This window comes from Staphylococcus edaphicus, assembly GCF_002614725.1.
GTDB classification, from domain to species: domain Bacteria; phylum Bacillota; class Bacilli; order Staphylococcales; family Staphylococcaceae; genus Staphylococcus; species Staphylococcus edaphicus.
Genome location: NZ_MRZN01000025.1, coordinates 1 through 15,755 on the forward strand (window position 1 = coordinate 1; position 15,755 = coordinate 15,755).

Consider the following 15,755-nt stretch of genomic DNA (forward strand, 5'->3'; position numbering starts at 1 on the left):
TAAAGATGCCATAAAACAAATTAGAAGACATGTTTGGCAAGATGATTTAGATATAGTTGAAGATTTAAGGTTTGTGGATACAGTAAAAAAACAATATAAAATGCGAAGTCAAACAATAGAGAGAAGATTTGGTGATGCAAAAGAGCAGCATGGTATGCGATGGACGAGATATAGAGGACATGACAAAGTTTCCATGGATACCACGCTAATTTGTGCTACCATGAATCTAAAAAAAATCGCAATGTGGCTAGTAAAAAGACCACTACTATTTTTGAAAAAATATATATAGGAAATAAACAAACCCTTCGCGTCTATTTGCGAAGGGTTTGTCAACTTTTTGAGACTAAACAACCTAAGGTTGTTTAGTCTCAAAAAGTGTATCAACCATCTTTGGCAAAAGTCATTTTGTATAGACATTAAAAATTATTCTAAACCAAACTTTTTATTCTCAGTAACTATTCCTCTTTGTATACTAGTATCTAAATTCTTTAACATATCAGTATACAATTCTTGAAAACGAGTTTCATCTACATCTGAGTAACCTTCAAAAATGACACGATCTATATTTTCTTCATTAAAGTAGAATACTTGATCTTCTACTAAACCAAGAGGATATATACACGCAGAGTAATCAAATATGTATTGTTGATTATCTATATCCACTACAGGTCCTCTGTTTAAAATCATTAATTTTTGTGAGCCTTCATTTAAATATACAATACTTCCAAGCGTTATCATAATGAGCCCCTTTCATAAAATTGAGAATTAATTTTTCTTTTTGATGACAGCTACTTTAATTTTGCATATATTTTTGTATCAATTATTGAAAACATATTTAAAACGGAAAAAATAGTGAAGACCATTCCCCAACAAATAAAAACGAATATATTTTGCTTGTTTTCTATTATTAAGAGGTATATTAGACCAAATGAAAGGAAACCAAACAAAATAAAAGAAAAAAGCAATAACATTACATTTTTTAAAGTAGGAATTAATAATATTTTTTGATTCTTCTTAGAAAACTTGTATTGTTTTAAGGTTAATTTTTTTTGTAAGTATACATGCCAAAAAATGATAGAGAAGAAAATTAACAAACAAAGAACGATAGCTATCATTCTCCCTAAATGTACATCAAATAAGGATGAAATTGATCTAAAAAGTACACTAATAAGAACGCCAAAACCACTTGCAAACAGCATTTTAGAATTATCACTATTTGAATTAACTAAATCTAAATTATCAACTTCGTCTCTAGATATTTTTTCATAAGTTTTAGGGATAAACCAATTGATCATTGGAAAAATATAAGATAGCCAGTTACTAGTCAAATTAACTAAATAATATTCATCTTTAATTTGAATAATTCTATACTTTGGGTTTTTAGTTATATTTAAAGAGTTACAAAGCAAATTTTACCAGCTCCATTTCATAGGATTAACAGATTTTTTGACCTCTTTAATAGAAGCGCCTACATCATTTTGCAAATCAGAAATTTTTGGCTTTAAAGAGTTGTATGAAGACTTAATTTGATTAGCTGTAAAATCGACAGCTTGTGATTCAAGTTTATTTTTCTTTCTTAATAAATTAGTGTAACCCTTAATGCCTTTATCAATCTGGTGTCCTGTCCAATCTACGCCATCTTTTAAGCCTAATGTATTATTTTGATACATAATATCAGCACCAAAAGCTACACCAGCACCAATAGCAATACCACCCAATACTGCCCATCCGGCAGGATTACTAACAAGAAATGTAATACCAACCCCTGCAGCTAAACTAGCACCAATACCAGCTCCTGTAGTTAATGTATTGTGAGCTGTCGCTTCACCAACTGTTTTATTTTCATTTTTTAAATCATCATACATACCCAAGCCAAAACCAACGCCAATCATTGTTGTGCCACCAAATTTTCCTACTTTTGCAATAGTCTTTCCATTTTTAATCATTTTATTACCTGAACTATTAGTTACTTGAACAAAACTTTTTTTCCCTTTGGCCCTCTATACCCACCATAAGTATTAAGAACTCCCCCAAATTTTTGAATGCCAAATCCAACTTGTTCTATTCCATTAGTAGCTAGGTCAATGCCTAAATCTCTCGATACAGATTCACGGTTTTGAATTAAATATTCTTTTAGACTTTTAGGAACATCTTCTTTAGGGTGACTTTGCGCATAATTCATTATTGTTTGTAAGTCTTTTTTATTTAGTTTTTGATTCTTAGATTTGCTATTAATTTTTTTCATTTCAACATCTAAATACTTGTTTTGCACTACTTTTGCCCAATCTAACTGTTTTCCTGATGGAATATCAAAGGTTTGCTTGCCAGGATTCCAACTCGTTTTAGCTTGATTAATTCCTTTTTGCACAGTTTTTTGAAATGATTCAACTTCTTTAAAAATTGCAGGAGAAGTTTGGTTAAATTGTCGTAATTTTCGTAGTTTTTTTTCTAATTCCTCTTTTTGATGTTCTAAACTAGAAATCATGTTTTTATTTCCATTTATAGCAGTTCTGTTTTTTGATGATTTTTGTTTTAGTGATATAGTCATTGATTCCAAATGAGCAATACGAACCTCAAGTTCTCGTATATCCTCTTCTAATTCTGATTCTTTTAAGCTTTGAGAATCAACTTCTGAGATATACTTATTAACAAATTCTTGGCATGCTTGTTCTGTTAAGTCAGATAAAGTTTTCATGCTTAGTAGTAATGGTGAGATTATACTTTCGAAGAATTCCTTTCCTGAGTCAAATGCTTTACCTTTTAAGCCTGTTTCGCTTATAAATTTTGAATTTGCTTTTATTACAGAATCATATCCATTTTTTATATCTTTAGATAATTTGTTGACATCAGAAGATTGATTTTTAGATTTACTTAAATACATATCAATACTCATAGCTTATTCCTACCTTCTGCATCCGATTGTATTTCAATTGCCTTTTGTTGTTTTAAATCTTCTATTTCTTCTTCTAAATTTTGAATTTCCTTTTTTATATTTTTCTTTTGATTAGATAGAGAATTTATTACCTTTTGATTATGAATAGAAAACGTTGTTTTAGTGTGATCTAAAGTGTTGGAAATATCACCATTAGGATATCGTTCTCCTAATTTTTCAAACAGTTTATTAGATTTGCTTTTTATAGTGTAATATTCTTCTGAAATTTCATTAATAATTTTAATCTCATTATAAAGACTTTCTATTTTCTTTGATTTTTGAAGTGATTTTAAGTTGAGTTCATCCAATATAGACATTAAGACACCGCTTTTTAATTTTTAGAAATTTCATTGCTAATCGATTGATCAGTGTGTTCAAATTCAGTTCCAACGTTTTGAATTTTTTTACTTGCTGTTTCTATTACAGAAGCAATTGATTTATTTATACTTAATAATTCATCAATTGCAGAATGAGCATTTTTATTTCCACTTACAGTGGTACTTTCATCTTTTGATGGTTTGGAAATATTTTCACATTCATTAACAGCGCTTTGAAATGTTAAATAAATACTAGAAGTTTTTTCACTATCACTTTTAATTTTAGACATTGTAAAATCCTCCATTTGAATTTAAAAAATAATATTATTTACAAACAGCAAATACATAGTTTTTAAAAGTACATAAAATGATACAAGCAACCTAATTTTAAATAAAAGATAGAAGCTCTATGTATATTTATTATAATATTATAATGTTGATTATAAGTACATATATTTTAATAGATTCATGGATATTTTAACTGCAAACAATCTTTTTAATGATAAAATTAACTGAGCAATAAAGATAAGTAAGCAAATAGTATTGTTTTTTATAACCCAAAATCACGTATTGTCCTGTATTTATTTGAAAATAATGAACTTACAAATATTATTGGATCTTATAAAAAAGGTGTGAAAGATATCAAAGGGCGTGCTGTTATTAATGATGACAATTTCACACAAATGCAAATCGCACAACCATTTGAATTGGAAGAAGGTCAAACGTATAACAGTAGAATCAAAGATGAAGTCGCACAAATGAATGAACACTACGTCGGCGATTATCCAGCACATATTCCAATGATGCCAGAGAAAGTATTATTAGAAGATGTGAAGTCACGTTATGACCTAGAAAAAATTATTTTGGAAGATCATCGATTACCACTCGGTTTGGATTTTGAAGACGTAGAGTTAGTAAGCTTGGATTTGAAAGCACCAAGTATATTAACTTCAAAAATACCGAAAGACTTAGAACTAGTTAATAATCGTGTGTTCGATACATTCAAAATACTAAAAGATCAGGCTACTATAATTTTTATAGATCCAGAAGAAAATATGAAACGCATGTCTGAAAAAGTAACATCATACTATAGTGATCCAGAGGAACTTAGGTTCATAAAACAAGGGTTTGATGTTGAAATTAAAAAGAGATTAGATGGTGAAAGACCAGCACAAGACATTAAAGTTGTTTTCATAAATAATTTGAAAGCTTTTGTGGGAATGACTGGTATGACAGAAAAAGATATTAAAACAATATTATCAGATGGGCCAAAAGTTAATGTATTTACGATTATAAGTAGTATGTACAATGACATTATTGGAACATATGATAGAGAATCGAAATTGACTAGGGAAATAGTCAACCAAGCTGTAATTGTTTCTAGGCTGTATGATCAAGATTTCACACCAGCGAAATCAACTAATAAAGAGCCTATGCTAAAACCATATGAAATGTATTATTTCAATAATAATGAAAATCAAAAAATTAAATTAATTGAATAGGAGGAATTACGATGGGGGAAGTCAAAGTTGAAACAGGTAGTACGTCAGGAAAAATCAGCAAGATTTCAAGTTCAGGTACAAATGTAAAACTAGATTCAGTGAATAATACACTATCAGGTACAGATATTAGCCCATTTACCGACTTTGCTGGTGCAATTGAAACATTAACTTCTGCAGTTTCTAACTATAACTCAATAATTATACAAGATGCTAAAGCTATGCAGACGGCAGTTGATGATTTTGAAAATAAGGATAAAGATATAGCGAATCAAATTGGTGAAAATACAAATAGTTAAAACATACTAAAAGTTAGAAGGTGAACTTTACAGTGGCTAATAAGGCAGAATTAAGAAGAAGACGGGCGGAATACACATCCCCAAAAACTTCAAAAGAAAAAGAATTAAAGGGACTTGAAAGTGATAAAAGGCGACTAGAAAAGGCAATAAAAAGTGCAAAAGAAATTAAAGATGATTTTGATTCCGAAAATAAAAGATATAGCGGAATAAGAATTGAAAAAGATGAATGGTCTGGTGAGACTAAAAATAAAGCAGATGACAAAAAAGATGATTTAGACGAAGCGATTAGTGATTATGGTGATAAATATGATGAAGCGATTGATCAAATGAATAGTGATTTAGAAAAATTGGAAACTAAAATCGAAGGTGTTGAAACAGACATCTCGGAACTTTCAAGTAGAATCGATAGCATTAACAGGCAATTAGCGGCTGACTAGAGACAAGGAGGGGATCAAGTGGGAAGTAAGGTAAAAATGGCAGAGGTTCATGATTTATATGATTCGATTTCAAAAGCTTTGAATAATTTATCTACAAATACTAAGACATTGAAATCTAGCCTTGATGATTTGAAAAGTGATGATAATTTTAAAGGACAAACTGCGAAAAGCATTAATAATTATAATGATAGCTTTCATGTAGAGACTATAGATAGATTAGATAAAATTAAAGAAGAATTTGAAAAAACATTTAAGAAATCAATTGAAGCATTTCATTCTGATGTAGATAGTGATCACAGCGCTATATTAAAAAGTGATGCCATGGAGACTTATAAAGATGATATTGATAAATCCGTTGAAAATATTGAACAAACAAAAGTCAAGATGAATGGTGCGATTGGTGGCGTTCATGATTTAACTACTGCTAAAACAATTACAGGTAGTGATGTAAAAGATAAGGGTAAAGCGTTAAGTAAACATATAAAAAACACAGTAAATGATTTCGAAAGTTTTCAAAATAGTCATGCTAGTGATGATATAGATTTATTAACTATGATTGCCCCTGTAGCTACTATGGCATCAAAAGTAAAAGATATGCCAAGTAATCGTTCAACCATTGCCAAAAATTCTGCCTATATCAAATCACAATACACTTTACATTCTAAAAATAATCAGTTTGTACAGTTGAAAGAAGAACTTGAAAAATTTGAGAATGCAGCCTATGGTGGAAAAAAATCTGCGAAAGTAGTAAAAGCAATGATGGAAATGAAAAGATACTGGATTGCTGGATTAATTGCGGGTGAAGGTAATTTTTCAAAAGGAAACCAACTATTAAAAAATAGTGAAGTTAGTAAGATAGGTAAAAAGAAACTGAAGCTAATAAACAGTGTTTTAAGTACAAACGTTGAAAACGTGAAAAATAAAAGACTTGTTAAAGCAGCAGAATTTATGATGAAAAATCCAAAAGGAATGAAAAAGAGTGATAAGTTTCTCAATGCATTAAAAATGACTCAAAATTTTGACGATAAAGAATTAAAAAGTGTCAGAAAAATAATGGGAAATCCTAGTCCAAAAGGAATATTTAAGACTGCAAGTAAGGCAGCATTAGATGAGGTTATTAGTGAAAATACAAGAGGATTAATAAAAAATCCAAAAGGTGTGAAAGATTTTGCATTAAAAGAACTAGCAGATTTTAAGAGTAAAAATTTTTTAGGAAAAAGTTTGAAATCATTGAAATATTTTGGAAAAGGTTTAGGACCAATTGGTACTATTGCGGCTGTTGGATCAAATGCTGTTAGTGAAAAATCAGCTAAAAGAAAGGTTGTCGATTCAGTAGTTGATGTGGGTGCAATAGCTGCAACAACTGGTACTGGTGCTGCCATTGGTGCAGCAGTTGGTGGGCCATTTGGTGCTGGAGTTGGAGTTTTAGCAGGGGTAGGTTTAGGAGTATTATCGGAAGTTAAGATATTTAATGGGAAATCAGCAACAGATATAGCAAAAGATAAGGCTAATGAAATGGTTAATTCAGTTTCAAAATCAGATGCCTGGAAAAAGACTCAACAATTCGGAGGTGATGTTGGAAAAGGAATGTCCAATTTTGGTAAATCATTAGGAAAATTATTTTAAGGAGTGTGTTTTATGAATTTAAATAAAAGTATTGATGAACTAAGAAAGCCTGCTACCCAAGCAGTAAGCTTAATTACTTTGTTTATAATTTTATTTTCTAGTTTAACTTTATTATTTGGACTGGAATATGAAAACGTAACATTTTATTTGAAAATTGTAACTATTATTGAACTAATTATAATAGGTGTTAGTTTATTACAATACATTAGATTTATTAATTTTAAAGATGAGAATCTAGTTAATAAGAAGATATTGAAAAACTATGCTAGATTTTTAACAGTTGTAAACATAGTAGGAACCTATAACGTAGTTTTCGCGTTTAGTAATGTATTTTACTTTGTGGCCTTACAGAATGACATAGATTTATATAAATATTGGTTGTTAAATTTTGTTACAATGCTAGTTTGTTTTTTATTGTTTACCCTAGGAGGAGTATTTTTTATATTAAATATAAATTTTTAAAAATTACATAAGTCCTAAATTACAGACTGCAGTTGGTTTGCTTTTAATGTTTGTATCACAATTTATTATTATTGAAAAGGTAATTGAATATATCTTAGTGCCTAACATTGCAGATTCTAAATTCGTAATATTGGCTGTAATTGTTTTTGTAATTGTTGCATATTATATGAATGTTCTATGGTTGATGAAGTATGCTGATTTTAAAATCTTGGTATTAAAGGAGTAAAACATAATGGAATTAGATGTTTTAATTATGCCTAACTTAGCGAAAATGGAATTCTCAGTTCATCCAGATTATTGGAAGGATGAATTGATTCGAGTAAAACAGTTTTTTATTTCAAATAAAATATATACTACTGGTCCAATTATATTTACTAGAGAAATTACTGGAATGGCTGAGATGAGTTTTGTCACATATATGGCATTAAATGATGAAATAGAAGATATTCCAGAATTAAATATAAAGTATGTACCGACATTAGAAATTTTCCCAACAATTTCTCATAGATGTTTTGATGATGAGGATTTTGAAGAGGTATATGAAGGTATCAAAAATCATGCACTAGAACATGAACTTACTTTAAGCGATAAACCATTTTATCATGTTATGGTAGATTACTTTGGTGGCCAAGCATATGAAATCCATGCTGAAATCGATATGGATGGAGTAGATATGGAATGAACGAGATGAGTTATTCTAACATGATGTTTAGAAACGTTGTATACAAGGAGTATTTAGATTTCAATATCTTTGAATTAGATACGTGTGCAAAAGATTTTTATAAATTAATTAGTGAACATAACTTAAAGAAAAACGGACCATTAATTATGGCTTACACCCAAGTTATGAAAGAGAATATGGTCAACATTGAACTGATGTTACCAGTGAATAAGCCATTAACTAGTAATGAGAACTTAAATTTCAGAACTTATTTGTGTATAGATGAAATGCTTCATGGACGAATGATAGGTGAAGATTACGAGAATCAAGAAAAGAAAGTTCTAACGGAAATTGAAAGATTTTCCAAAGAAAATAATCTGAAAAGGATTTCTCCGTATTATCATATTATAAATGAAGTTGAAGGTTTGAAATGGATAGACATTAAAGTCAAAGTATTAGAACTATAAGGAGTTATTATGGAATATTTATTATTAGTCATCGTGTTTGGGTTATATTATGTTGTTTATATCACTTCTGTAATGTATGCAGGGGGATTGAAATTATTACAATTATTCGTTTATTTAGTTGTGGCTGTCTTATATTTAATACCATTCTTTTTTATTAGTAATGACTATAATAGTATGCAGAATTATCTATTGATATTAAATATGGGTGTTGTATTGTATGCATGGATGGCAATCAAAGGTTTTTGGTCTAAGCCATTAAAGTTAAAAATAGAACAATTGACAAAAAGTCCTACTACAGCAGTTTCAGAAAATAAATATGAAAAAATAGAAGCACTAACAATCACTTTAGAAGCTTCCAAATACAAGGCGATGATTTCTTTAGTCATTTCATTGATATTCATGATAACGATGACCGTTAAAGCGCCGCCACAACTCAGATCAGAATTTATGGAAGGTAATCCAATGGTATGGGTATTGTTCTTTTTGATATTTGTGATTTACATAGTAATAGATATTGTTTTGTGGATTAAACGCAAGAAGTTTGCATTTATAGCAATTAGACCGTTGTTTGTTATATTTTGCCTCATTTTACTACAAATTTTGTTAGGGTTTAATCAGTAGAGGAGAAAGTTTATGAAGAAGTTAGTTGCTTTATTAGCTTGTTTATCACTAGTTATATTAGCTAGTTGTGGAAAGGGGGATGATGTTCCTAAATCTGTTGAGAGCGATATGGATGAATTATTAACTCGTGCGAAGGAACAAGGCCATTTTGAAATTGAAAAAGATGATATTTCATATGATAAAAATACAAAAACATTAAATATACATTTTGGTTGGAAGTACAATATAGATTATCCTGCACAAAAAATAGGAAATAATTTAGGTGCATCATTTAATGATAATAAATTAGTGCAAAATATAAGATTTAAATATGAAGTGAATGGTAAAAAGAAAGATTATACTGTGAAAAAAGATAATGACAATCAATTTAAACTGGAAAAGTAAAGGAGCATTTATTATGGAAAACAAAGGAAAAGGTTTAAAAGTATGGGCATGGGTATTTATCGTATTAACTGTAATTATGCCATTATTTGCAATAGGAAGTATTATTTGTAGTATTAAATATAAGAAGTATGATGCAGCAAAAGGATCAAAACTATTAAACATTGCTATTATAGTTGCAATTATAATATTTGTCTTTAATATTATGACGTTTTTAGGATTAAGATAATTATTTATAGAAAGCATAGACTGAGAAGAAGGATGTTCGTCGATAACAATTGATGAATGAAAATATGGCATCGAGCAACGTTTTTATGTTGCTTGATGTTATTTTTTACTTTGAGACAAATAATCTAGAAGTATTGGTAAGATTTGTTATTTCAGATGTATGACGTTCAATTTAGTTATGTAATTGAACTACCTGTGAAATATAAAATCCTTTAAAATAGCCCCAAAAAGTGATTTCATTGTTTTTTACAAAGTTGTTTATTATTTTTTAAGTAGAGAAGTAATAAGTAACGTTTATAAAAACCTGTAATAAATAAAATATTAATATATAGCATCGGATATATGAATTGCACTATTTAAAAATATAAAAATGAATTCATGTTACACTGTAAAATATAGTATTCATACATATTTTATAGGGGGAGCTTATATCATGTTTAATAAAGATAACAAAGCGTCGATTGGGATTGCCCTTGCTTATCTTAGCTTTATTGTGGGCGCGGGTTTTACAACGGGACAGGAATTGTTGCAATTCTTCGTTAATCACGGTAATTATGGTTATATTGCTGCAATCATTACAGGCATCATCGTAACATTCGGAACGCGACAAATTTCTAAATTAGGATACCGTGTGGATGCAGATTCCTATGATATTTCATTAAATAATTTATTTGGTAATATTATGGGGAAAATCATCGACTTTTTAATTATCTTTTTCCTATTTGGTTTGACAGTAGTTATGGTAGCAGGCGGAGGCTCTGCACTATATCAAGGATTTGATATACCTATTTGGGTAGGTTCACTTGCTATTGTCATATTATTATTTGTCGTTTTACAACTCAAATTTGATAAAATTTTGGCAGTCTTAGGGACGGTCACACCATTTTTAGTCATAGCCGTATTAATTATTGCGGGAACGAATATCATCAATCCTACTATTTCATTTTCAGAAGTGTCTGAACATATAGCACCATCAAAAGCTTCAAGTCCATTTTGGTGGTGGGATGCGATTATTTATGGCGGATTAATTATTGGTAATAGTTTCAGCTTTTTAACTATCGTAGGTAATGATGCAAATAATCATAAAATTGCAGGTAGAGGTGCATATTTTGGTGGTTTGGCATTCAGTGTATTGCTATTGATTATGGTTGCTGGATTACTCGCCAATATAGGTAATGCGAATAAAGTTGATATACCAACCTTATTGTTGGCGAATGATATTCATCCAATAGTTGGCATTCTTATGTCAGTGGTTATGTTTGCGGTCATTTTTAATAGCTGTATCGGCATGTTGTACCCATTTTTAAACAGGTTTACAACACCTGGGTCTAAATCTTATATTGTACTACTAGCTATTTCTTTAATATTAGCTTATATATTGAGTTTTGTAGGATTCGTAGATCTTGTTAATTTTGTATTTAAAGTAGTGGGTTACTTAGGTCTATTCATTACGTTTGCTTTATTTATAAGATGGATTCAAAATAAATTTACGAAAAAGAAATTGATATAAAATATAGCCTGTTCCTTTTGAATGACAATAGGGAACAGGCTATGTTTATATTTTATAGTTCTTGCTTTTTGAAAATGCTTAATGACGTCACGTACGAAATGATTAAAAACAGGATACCAACCAATGCATAAATGCCTACGAATAGTAATGTGCTTCCCATAGATGATGAATTCAGCGTGCCTGTAGAAGAACCTAGATTTGCAAAAATCACTCCATAAAATACCGTGAAAAATAATGCGATAACAATAAAGGATGTTGTAATTAAAATTACATTTGAATTTTCAGGACCAAATTTAAATGTTAAAGGAAACATCATGGCATAAGTTCCAGCACCACCGATGCCGACTAATATAGATGTAAGTATCATCCCGGCATCTTGAGTGATGAGTGATACAGATACCACACCAATGATGAGGCCTATCAATATAAGTATGAAATAAAAGCTAAAATAACCATTTACATAAGCTTTTCTACCACTAGGTAACGTGGAGATATAATACATCCATTTTGAATCTTTCTCATGCTTAAGATTATCAGTGACAGGTGATAAAAGGAAAATCATTGGTAAAAAACAAGTCATAATAGGATTAATAAATGCAAAAATAAAACTCGCAACAATTGAGACAATAAGATAAGTATAAAGTGATTTTTTACTTGTGTAATAACTACTTAATATTAAACCTTTCATTAGTGTTCACCTCTCATAATTAGTTTTGTGGCATCGTCTATACTGTCTAAAGGACGTGCGTTTGACACAGCTTCGCGATGATTGACTAGTGTGACTCTCATATCTTTACGTTTTCTAGTAGCGACAACCGCGTCATTTGGCAAGTTGAAATCTGATTCAGGCTGCTCTACTATGCCGTAATGATCTAATAAGTATTGTTTATCTTCTTCTAAGATAATGCGACCATCTTTCATAAATACTAATTTAGTTGCTAGTTGTTCAATGTCTTCTGAAATGTGAGAAGAAATTAAGATACCGTTACCTTCTGAAACATAATCCTCTAATAGTTCTATTACTTCTTCACGTCCGGAGGCATCCATACCTGCTGTTGCTTCATCAAGAATGAGTATCTTACTGTCATGACCAAGCGCAATTGCTAATGCTGCTTTCATGCGCATACCTCTAGAAAATGATTTGATTTCATTGTTTGCTGGTAGTTCAAAATCTTTTATAATAGAGAAAAATTTATCGTGATGCCATGTACCATAAATATTAGCAAATACTTTGCTAACATCGTTCAGCGTTAATTTATTTGGTATGCGTAAATCGTCGAATACAACACCAATATTTTCTTTGTGTGCATCGTCATTGTCAGTGATTTGTTGTCCAAAATAGGAAATGTTTCCAGAATCTTTAAAACGATTACCGACTAATGTATTAAAAAGGGTGGATTTTCCAGAGCCATTTTTTCCAATCACACCAACAACTTCATTTGGGTCTAGTGTGAGTGAAATATTTGATAGGTTAAAATCTGATTTGTCGTATGATTTATTTAGATTTTGTATTTCCAATAAATGTTCCATAAAATCCTCCATGTAATGTTTTTATTTATAAAATTTTCTAACTTTCAATTTATAACCAAACGCGTTATAGATGAAGAGACTGGTTAAAATCAATACGCCTGGGAATTGGTTTACGCCGGTGATAAATGAGACCAGACCTAGTACAATGCCGCCAGTGATAATGATCACTAAGTTATATTGATATATTTTGAACATAGATACGAGTGTGATATGTCGCTCTCCATCATCCATCATGGCTAAGATTTTTTCGGTATATTGTTCTTCGCCTTGTTTAGGGTATCGTGTATCAAATTTTCGAACGAAGAACCCATTCATCAGTGAAGGGATCATAGTGATTAAATATGGGATAATCGAATAGAATATAGCGTGTTCAGAATTGTGACTTACAACAATAATTAACATCGTTACTAAACTAATCAGAATTTGAATATAATAGATTAGATTAGTGCTAATAAATTTTAAATTGGCTTTTCTCTCGTAATAGTCGGCATTTTGTTCATCTAGTACTTGTTCAGTTTGACGTTTGTATTTAAGGGCATGCCGTTGTACTTGAAATAAGACTAAAGTTAGTATGATATTCATAGCTGAAGCAAAGATACATAGCATAATGAGCGCATTGAATGACATCGTTAAATGCGACAGTATGTTTGTATATTTTGAAATACTATTAAAGGTGCCAATCATTCCGCCGATAAAGCCACCTACAATGCCACCTAATAACAAAAGAAGTAAATAACGCCCTACTTTCATAAATCAGTCTCCTCTACGATAAAGATTTGTTCTACGGGTTCATCAAATATTCGAGCTATCTTAACTGCAGTCAAGATGGAAGGCATAAAATCATTGCGCTCAATTAAAGAAATGGTCTGCCTAGATATACCGGCTTTCTTTGCAAGTTGAGTTTGATTAAAGCCATCACGAGCACGTAACTCTTTTACGCGGTTTCGCAAATTTCACCAACTCCTTGGGTACAATATATAATAAATACATCTTTTTGACAAGTATAATAGTCAAAATGTCTAATATCGTTGTCTTTTCAGATAATAAAAAAACACGTTCAATCTATTTTTACAATCCATGTGATTACTTATTTGAGAAGCGTAAAATGATTCTTCTAACGAGCGCACCATAAAAAGAAAATTGCAGGCATGGCATCTGTTTATAAAACACAAGTGAAAAAATTATAATGATTGATTTAGAAAAAATATTGTGTATTATTAAAATAACAAAGCATAATTATAAGGGGAAAACGAATGAAAAAGAATAAGGGAAGCCGTAATTTTTGAATAAAAAGACGGCATTGGGAATTGTAACAACTGCAGTGAGCATAGGTACGATTGTTTTGGTAAGTGGTCAAGCACAAGCCAACACTAACACGACTAAATTACATACTATTACAACAGCTACAAAATCAACAAACACAACCAATAAAATAACAACAAAGACCAACACAGTGAAACCAGTGACCGTAATACCAGCGACATCTAAAGCAACTTCAACTATGCAAAAACCAAAAGCGACAGTGAAATCCGTAGCCACCAAAGCGCCAACGACTTCAAAATCAGTACCTGTTAAAACACCGGTGAAACAGCCAAACGCAACGACCAAAGCACCAATAACACCTGTGAAGAAACCAAACGCAACGACCAAAACGCCAACGACGCCGGTAAAAAAACCGAGCCCGACAACTACAATCTCAACAACACCGGCGAAAGTACCAAGTACAACGACCAAAGCGCCAATAACACCTGTGAAGAAACCAAACGCAACGAGCAAAACGCCAACGACGCCGGTAAAAAAACCGAGCCCGACAACTATAATCTCAACAACACCGGCGAAAGTACCAAGTACAACGACCAAAGCGCCAACAACACCGACAAAGCAACCGAACCCAACCACTACAACGCCAGTTAGCCCAAGTGAAACAATAGGAAAAGTACCGACCAATCAATCTACAATGGTAACGACGCCAGTATTAGGCACTATAGGAGGTACGACTAATACAACATTAGATATTCCAGTTGAAACACGTAAACCGGATTACTATAGCTCGATGACAGAATTATATCAAGATACTAAAGAAGGCATCGATTGGAAAAAAGATACACGTGATGTAGGGAACCCCGTACTAATTGTGGCGCCTCATGGTGGAAATATTGAGCAAGGAACGACTGAATTAACAAAATTAGTGGCGAATAACGGTAATTTTGATTATTTTTCGTTTGAAGCGATAAGACCATCAAATAATACGCAGTTACATGTAACATCCACACATTACGATGATGAAACCTTGCACGAAATGATTCAGGATCGAGTAGCTACGATTTCAATTCATGGTGCTCAGGGAGATGATCCCATTGTCTATCTAGGAGGATATAAATCTACATTAAGAGATGAAATTGAAAGGCAGTTGGAAAGTAAAGGTTTCATAGTAAAAGTGCCACCAGAATATATTGGTGGCGCAAACGGTAATAATTTTATTAATAAAATAGAAGGTAATACAGGCATACAGTTAGAGTTAACAACTGCTTTAAGAAAAGCCTTTTTTAAAGATGGCAATTCAAGTACAACCGCACGCAAGAATACAGATAACTGGACTTCAACGATGTATGATTTTGCTCAAGCACTTAATGATGCAATTGGAAAAATTTACCCAGGAAATTAAGTACTTGCATCTCCGATAGTCTAATGAAAAAGCCTTGTTTTAAGAGGTGTTAGTATACTATGTGACGCACTTAAGTTATTTGGCATGTTTTTGATGTACACATGAAATTCAGTATTCTAT

22 protein-coding genes and 1 pseudogene are annotated in these 15,755 nt (G+C 31.2%); 14 read left to right on the plus strand and 9 right to left on the minus strand.

Annotated features, from left to right (window positions below):
- On the plus strand, positions 1–289 hold a 289-nt coding region (locus BTJ66_RS11840; protein ID WP_193433032.1), incomplete at its 5' end, for a transposase.
- Positions 290–423: 134 nt separating this feature from the next.
- Here BTJ66_RS11840 and BTJ66_RS11845 read toward each other — a convergent pair.
- The 5 genes and pseudogenes from BTJ66_RS11845 to BTJ66_RS11865 form a co-directional block, all read right to left on the minus strand.
- Positions 424–738 (minus strand): DUF4176 domain-containing protein, encoded by a 315-nt coding sequence (locus BTJ66_RS11845; RefSeq protein WP_099091153.1) that lies wholly within the window; start codon positions 736–738, stop codon positions 424–426.
- Positions 739–788: 50 nt separating this feature from the next.
- Complete coding sequence (locus tag BTJ66_RS11850) at positions 789–1,409, minus strand: DUF443 family protein (RefSeq protein ID WP_099091154.1); 621 nt, start codon at positions 1,407–1,409, stop codon at positions 789–791.
- Between the two features lie 3 nt (positions 1,410–1,412).
- Positions 1,413–2,893 (minus strand): annotated as a pseudogene (locus BTJ66_RS14045) (LXG domain-containing protein).
- A complete protein-coding gene (locus BTJ66_RS11860; protein WP_099091155.1) occupies positions 2,890–3,249 on the minus strand; it encodes a DUF3958 family protein in 360 nt (119 codons plus the stop codon). Before BTJ66_RS11860 ends, BTJ66_RS14045 begins: the two are co-directional and overlap by 4 nt.
- A gap of 14 nt (positions 3,250–3,263) precedes the next feature.
- Positions 3,264–3,539: a TIGR04197 family type VII secretion effector gene (locus tag BTJ66_RS11865; RefSeq protein WP_099091156.1), complete on the minus strand. Its 276-nt coding sequence runs from the start codon at positions 3,537–3,539 to the stop codon at positions 3,264–3,266.
- A 342-nt stretch (positions 3,540–3,881) separates the two neighbouring features.
- On the opposite strand from BTJ66_RS11865, the gene BTJ66_RS11870 reads away from it, so the two are divergent.
- The 12 genes from BTJ66_RS11870 (at position 3,882) to BTJ66_RS11925 (ending at position 11,440) form a co-directional block, all read left to right on the plus strand.
- Positions 3,882–4,751, plus strand: coding sequence for a hypothetical protein (locus BTJ66_RS11870; RefSeq protein WP_238597636.1), 870 nt, complete (start codon positions 3,882–3,884; stop codon positions 4,749–4,751).
- An 11-nt stretch (positions 4,752–4,762) separates the two neighbouring features.
- Positions 4,763–5,047, plus strand: coding sequence for a TIGR04197 family type VII secretion effector (locus tag BTJ66_RS11875; protein WP_099091157.1), 285 nt, complete (start codon positions 4,763–4,765; stop codon positions 5,045–5,047).
- Between the two features lie 32 nt (positions 5,048–5,079).
- Entirely contained in the window at positions 5,080–5,484 is a 405-nt protein-coding gene (locus tag BTJ66_RS11880) for a YwqH-like family protein (protein ID WP_099091158.1), read from the plus strand.
- An 18-nt stretch (positions 5,485–5,502) separates the two neighbouring features.
- Positions 5,503–7,110 (plus strand): T7SS effector LXG polymorphic toxin, encoded by a 1,608-nt coding sequence (locus BTJ66_RS11885; protein WP_238597637.1) that lies wholly within the window; start codon positions 5,503–5,505, stop codon positions 7,108–7,110.
- 12 nt (positions 7,111–7,122) lie between these two features.
- A complete protein-coding gene (locus tag BTJ66_RS11890) occupies positions 7,123–7,572 on the plus strand; it encodes a DUF5079 family protein (protein WP_099091159.1) in 450 nt (149 codons plus the stop codon).
- A gap of 7 nt (positions 7,573–7,579) precedes the next feature.
- A complete protein-coding gene (locus BTJ66_RS14050; protein ID WP_420801888.1) occupies positions 7,580–7,798 on the plus strand; it encodes a DUF5079 family protein in 219 nt (72 codons plus the stop codon).
- Positions 7,799–7,804: 6 nt separating this feature from the next.
- A complete protein-coding gene (locus BTJ66_RS11900; RefSeq protein WP_099091161.1) occupies positions 7,805–8,254 on the plus strand; it encodes a DUF5085 family protein in 450 nt (149 codons plus the stop codon).
- Positions 8,251–8,700 carry a DUF5085 family protein gene (locus BTJ66_RS11905; RefSeq protein WP_099091162.1) on the plus strand — a complete coding sequence of 150 codons (450 nt, stop codon included), beginning with the start codon at positions 8,251–8,253 and terminating at the stop codon, positions 8,698–8,700. The genes BTJ66_RS11900 and BTJ66_RS11905 overlap by 4 nt, the downstream gene beginning before the upstream one ends.
- A gap of 9 nt (positions 8,701–8,709) precedes the next feature.
- A complete protein-coding gene (locus tag BTJ66_RS11910; RefSeq protein WP_099091163.1) occupies positions 8,710–9,321 on the plus strand; it encodes a DUF5080 family protein in 612 nt (203 codons plus the stop codon).
- Between the two features lie 12 nt (positions 9,322–9,333).
- On the plus strand, positions 9,334–9,705 hold the full coding sequence (locus BTJ66_RS11915; RefSeq protein WP_099091164.1) for a hypothetical protein: 372 nt from the start codon (positions 9,334–9,336) through the stop codon (positions 9,703–9,705).
- Positions 9,706–9,718: 13 nt separating this feature from the next.
- On the plus strand, positions 9,719–9,931 hold the full coding sequence (locus BTJ66_RS11920) for a hypothetical protein (RefSeq protein ID WP_099091165.1): 213 nt from the start codon (positions 9,719–9,721) through the stop codon (positions 9,929–9,931).
- Positions 9,932–10,363: 432 nt separating this feature from the next.
- On the plus strand, positions 10,364–11,440 hold the full coding sequence (locus tag BTJ66_RS11925; protein WP_099091166.1) for a YkvI family membrane protein: 1,077 nt from the start codon (positions 10,364–10,366) through the stop codon (positions 11,438–11,440).
- Between the two features lie 52 nt (positions 11,441–11,492).
- Here BTJ66_RS11925 and BTJ66_RS11930 read toward each other — a convergent pair whose 3' ends face one another.
- From BTJ66_RS11930 to BTJ66_RS11945, 4 genes are read right to left on the minus strand one after another with little or no spacing between them, the layout of a single operon-like run.
- Positions 11,493–12,128, minus strand: coding sequence for an ABC-2 transporter permease (locus tag BTJ66_RS11930; RefSeq protein ID WP_099091167.1), 636 nt, complete (start codon positions 12,126–12,128; stop codon positions 11,493–11,495).
- Positions 12,128–12,970, minus strand: coding sequence for an ABC transporter ATP-binding protein (locus tag BTJ66_RS11935; protein WP_099091168.1), 843 nt, complete (start codon positions 12,968–12,970; stop codon positions 12,128–12,130). The genes BTJ66_RS11930 and BTJ66_RS11935 overlap by 1 nt, the downstream gene beginning before the upstream one ends.
- Positions 12,971–12,991: 21 nt before the next feature.
- Positions 12,992–13,720 (minus strand): DUF3169 family protein, encoded by a 729-nt coding sequence (locus tag BTJ66_RS11940; RefSeq protein ID WP_099091169.1) that lies wholly within the window; start codon positions 13,718–13,720, stop codon positions 12,992–12,994.
- Positions 13,717–13,920, minus strand: coding sequence for a helix-turn-helix transcriptional regulator (locus BTJ66_RS11945; RefSeq protein ID WP_099091170.1), 204 nt, complete (start codon positions 13,918–13,920; stop codon positions 13,717–13,719). Before BTJ66_RS11945 ends, BTJ66_RS11940 begins: the two co-directional genes overlap by 4 nt.
- A gap of 332 nt (positions 13,921–14,252) precedes the next feature.
- Here BTJ66_RS11945 and BTJ66_RS11950 point away from each other — a divergent pair, with 332 nt between their 5' ends.
- Positions 14,253–15,635: a poly-gamma-glutamate hydrolase family protein gene (locus BTJ66_RS11950; RefSeq protein WP_099091171.1), complete on the plus strand. Its 1,383-nt coding sequence runs from the start codon at positions 14,253–14,255 to the stop codon at positions 15,633–15,635.
- The last annotated feature ends 120 nt before the right edge of the window (positions 15,636–15,755 follow it).

What these genes read in the sequence shown, in the direction of transcription:
- BTJ66_RS11845 (WP_099091153.1), bottom strand. Translation starts at nt 738, where the DNA reads ATGATAACGCTTGGAAGTATTGTATATTTAAATGAAGGCTCACAAAAA.
- BTJ66_RS11860 (WP_099091155.1), bottom strand. Translation starts at nt 3,249, where the DNA reads ATGTCTATATTGGATGAACTCAACTTAAAATCACTTCAAAAATCAAAG.
- BTJ66_RS11865 (WP_099091156.1), bottom strand. Translation starts at nt 3,539, where the DNA reads ATGTCTAAAATTAAAAGTGATAGTGAAAAAACTTCTAGTATTTATTTA.
- BTJ66_RS11875 (WP_099091157.1), top strand. Translation starts at nt 4,763, where the DNA reads ATGGGGGAAGTCAAAGTTGAAACAGGTAGTACGTCAGGAAAAATCAGC.
- BTJ66_RS11890 (WP_099091159.1), top strand. Translation starts at nt 7,123, where the DNA reads ATGAATTTAAATAAAAGTATTGATGAACTAAGAAAGCCTGCTACCCAA.
- BTJ66_RS11900 (WP_099091161.1), top strand. Translation starts at nt 7,805, where the DNA reads ATGGAATTAGATGTTTTAATTATGCCTAACTTAGCGAAAATGGAATTC.
- BTJ66_RS11905 (WP_099091162.1), top strand. Translation starts at nt 8,251, where the DNA reads ATGAACGAGATGAGTTATTCTAACATGATGTTTAGAAACGTTGTATAC.
- BTJ66_RS11910 (WP_099091163.1), top strand. Translation starts at nt 8,710, where the DNA reads ATGGAATATTTATTATTAGTCATCGTGTTTGGGTTATATTATGTTGTT.
- BTJ66_RS11915 (WP_099091164.1), top strand. Translation starts at nt 9,334, where the DNA reads ATGAAGAAGTTAGTTGCTTTATTAGCTTGTTTATCACTAGTTATATTA.
- BTJ66_RS11920 (WP_099091165.1), top strand. Translation starts at nt 9,719, where the DNA reads ATGGAAAACAAAGGAAAAGGTTTAAAAGTATGGGCATGGGTATTTATC.
- BTJ66_RS11925 (WP_099091166.1), top strand. Translation starts at nt 10,364, where the DNA reads ATGTTTAATAAAGATAACAAAGCGTCGATTGGGATTGCCCTTGCTTAT.
- BTJ66_RS11930 (WP_099091167.1), bottom strand. Translation starts at nt 12,128, where the DNA reads ATGAAAGGTTTAATATTAAGTAGTTATTACACAAGTAAAAAATCACTT.
- BTJ66_RS11935 (WP_099091168.1), bottom strand. Translation starts at nt 12,970, where the DNA reads ATGGAACATTTATTGGAAATACAAAATCTAAATAAATCATACGACAAA.
- BTJ66_RS11940 (WP_099091169.1), bottom strand. Translation starts at nt 13,720, where the DNA reads ATGAAAGTAGGGCGTTATTTACTTCTTTTGTTATTAGGTGGCATTGTA.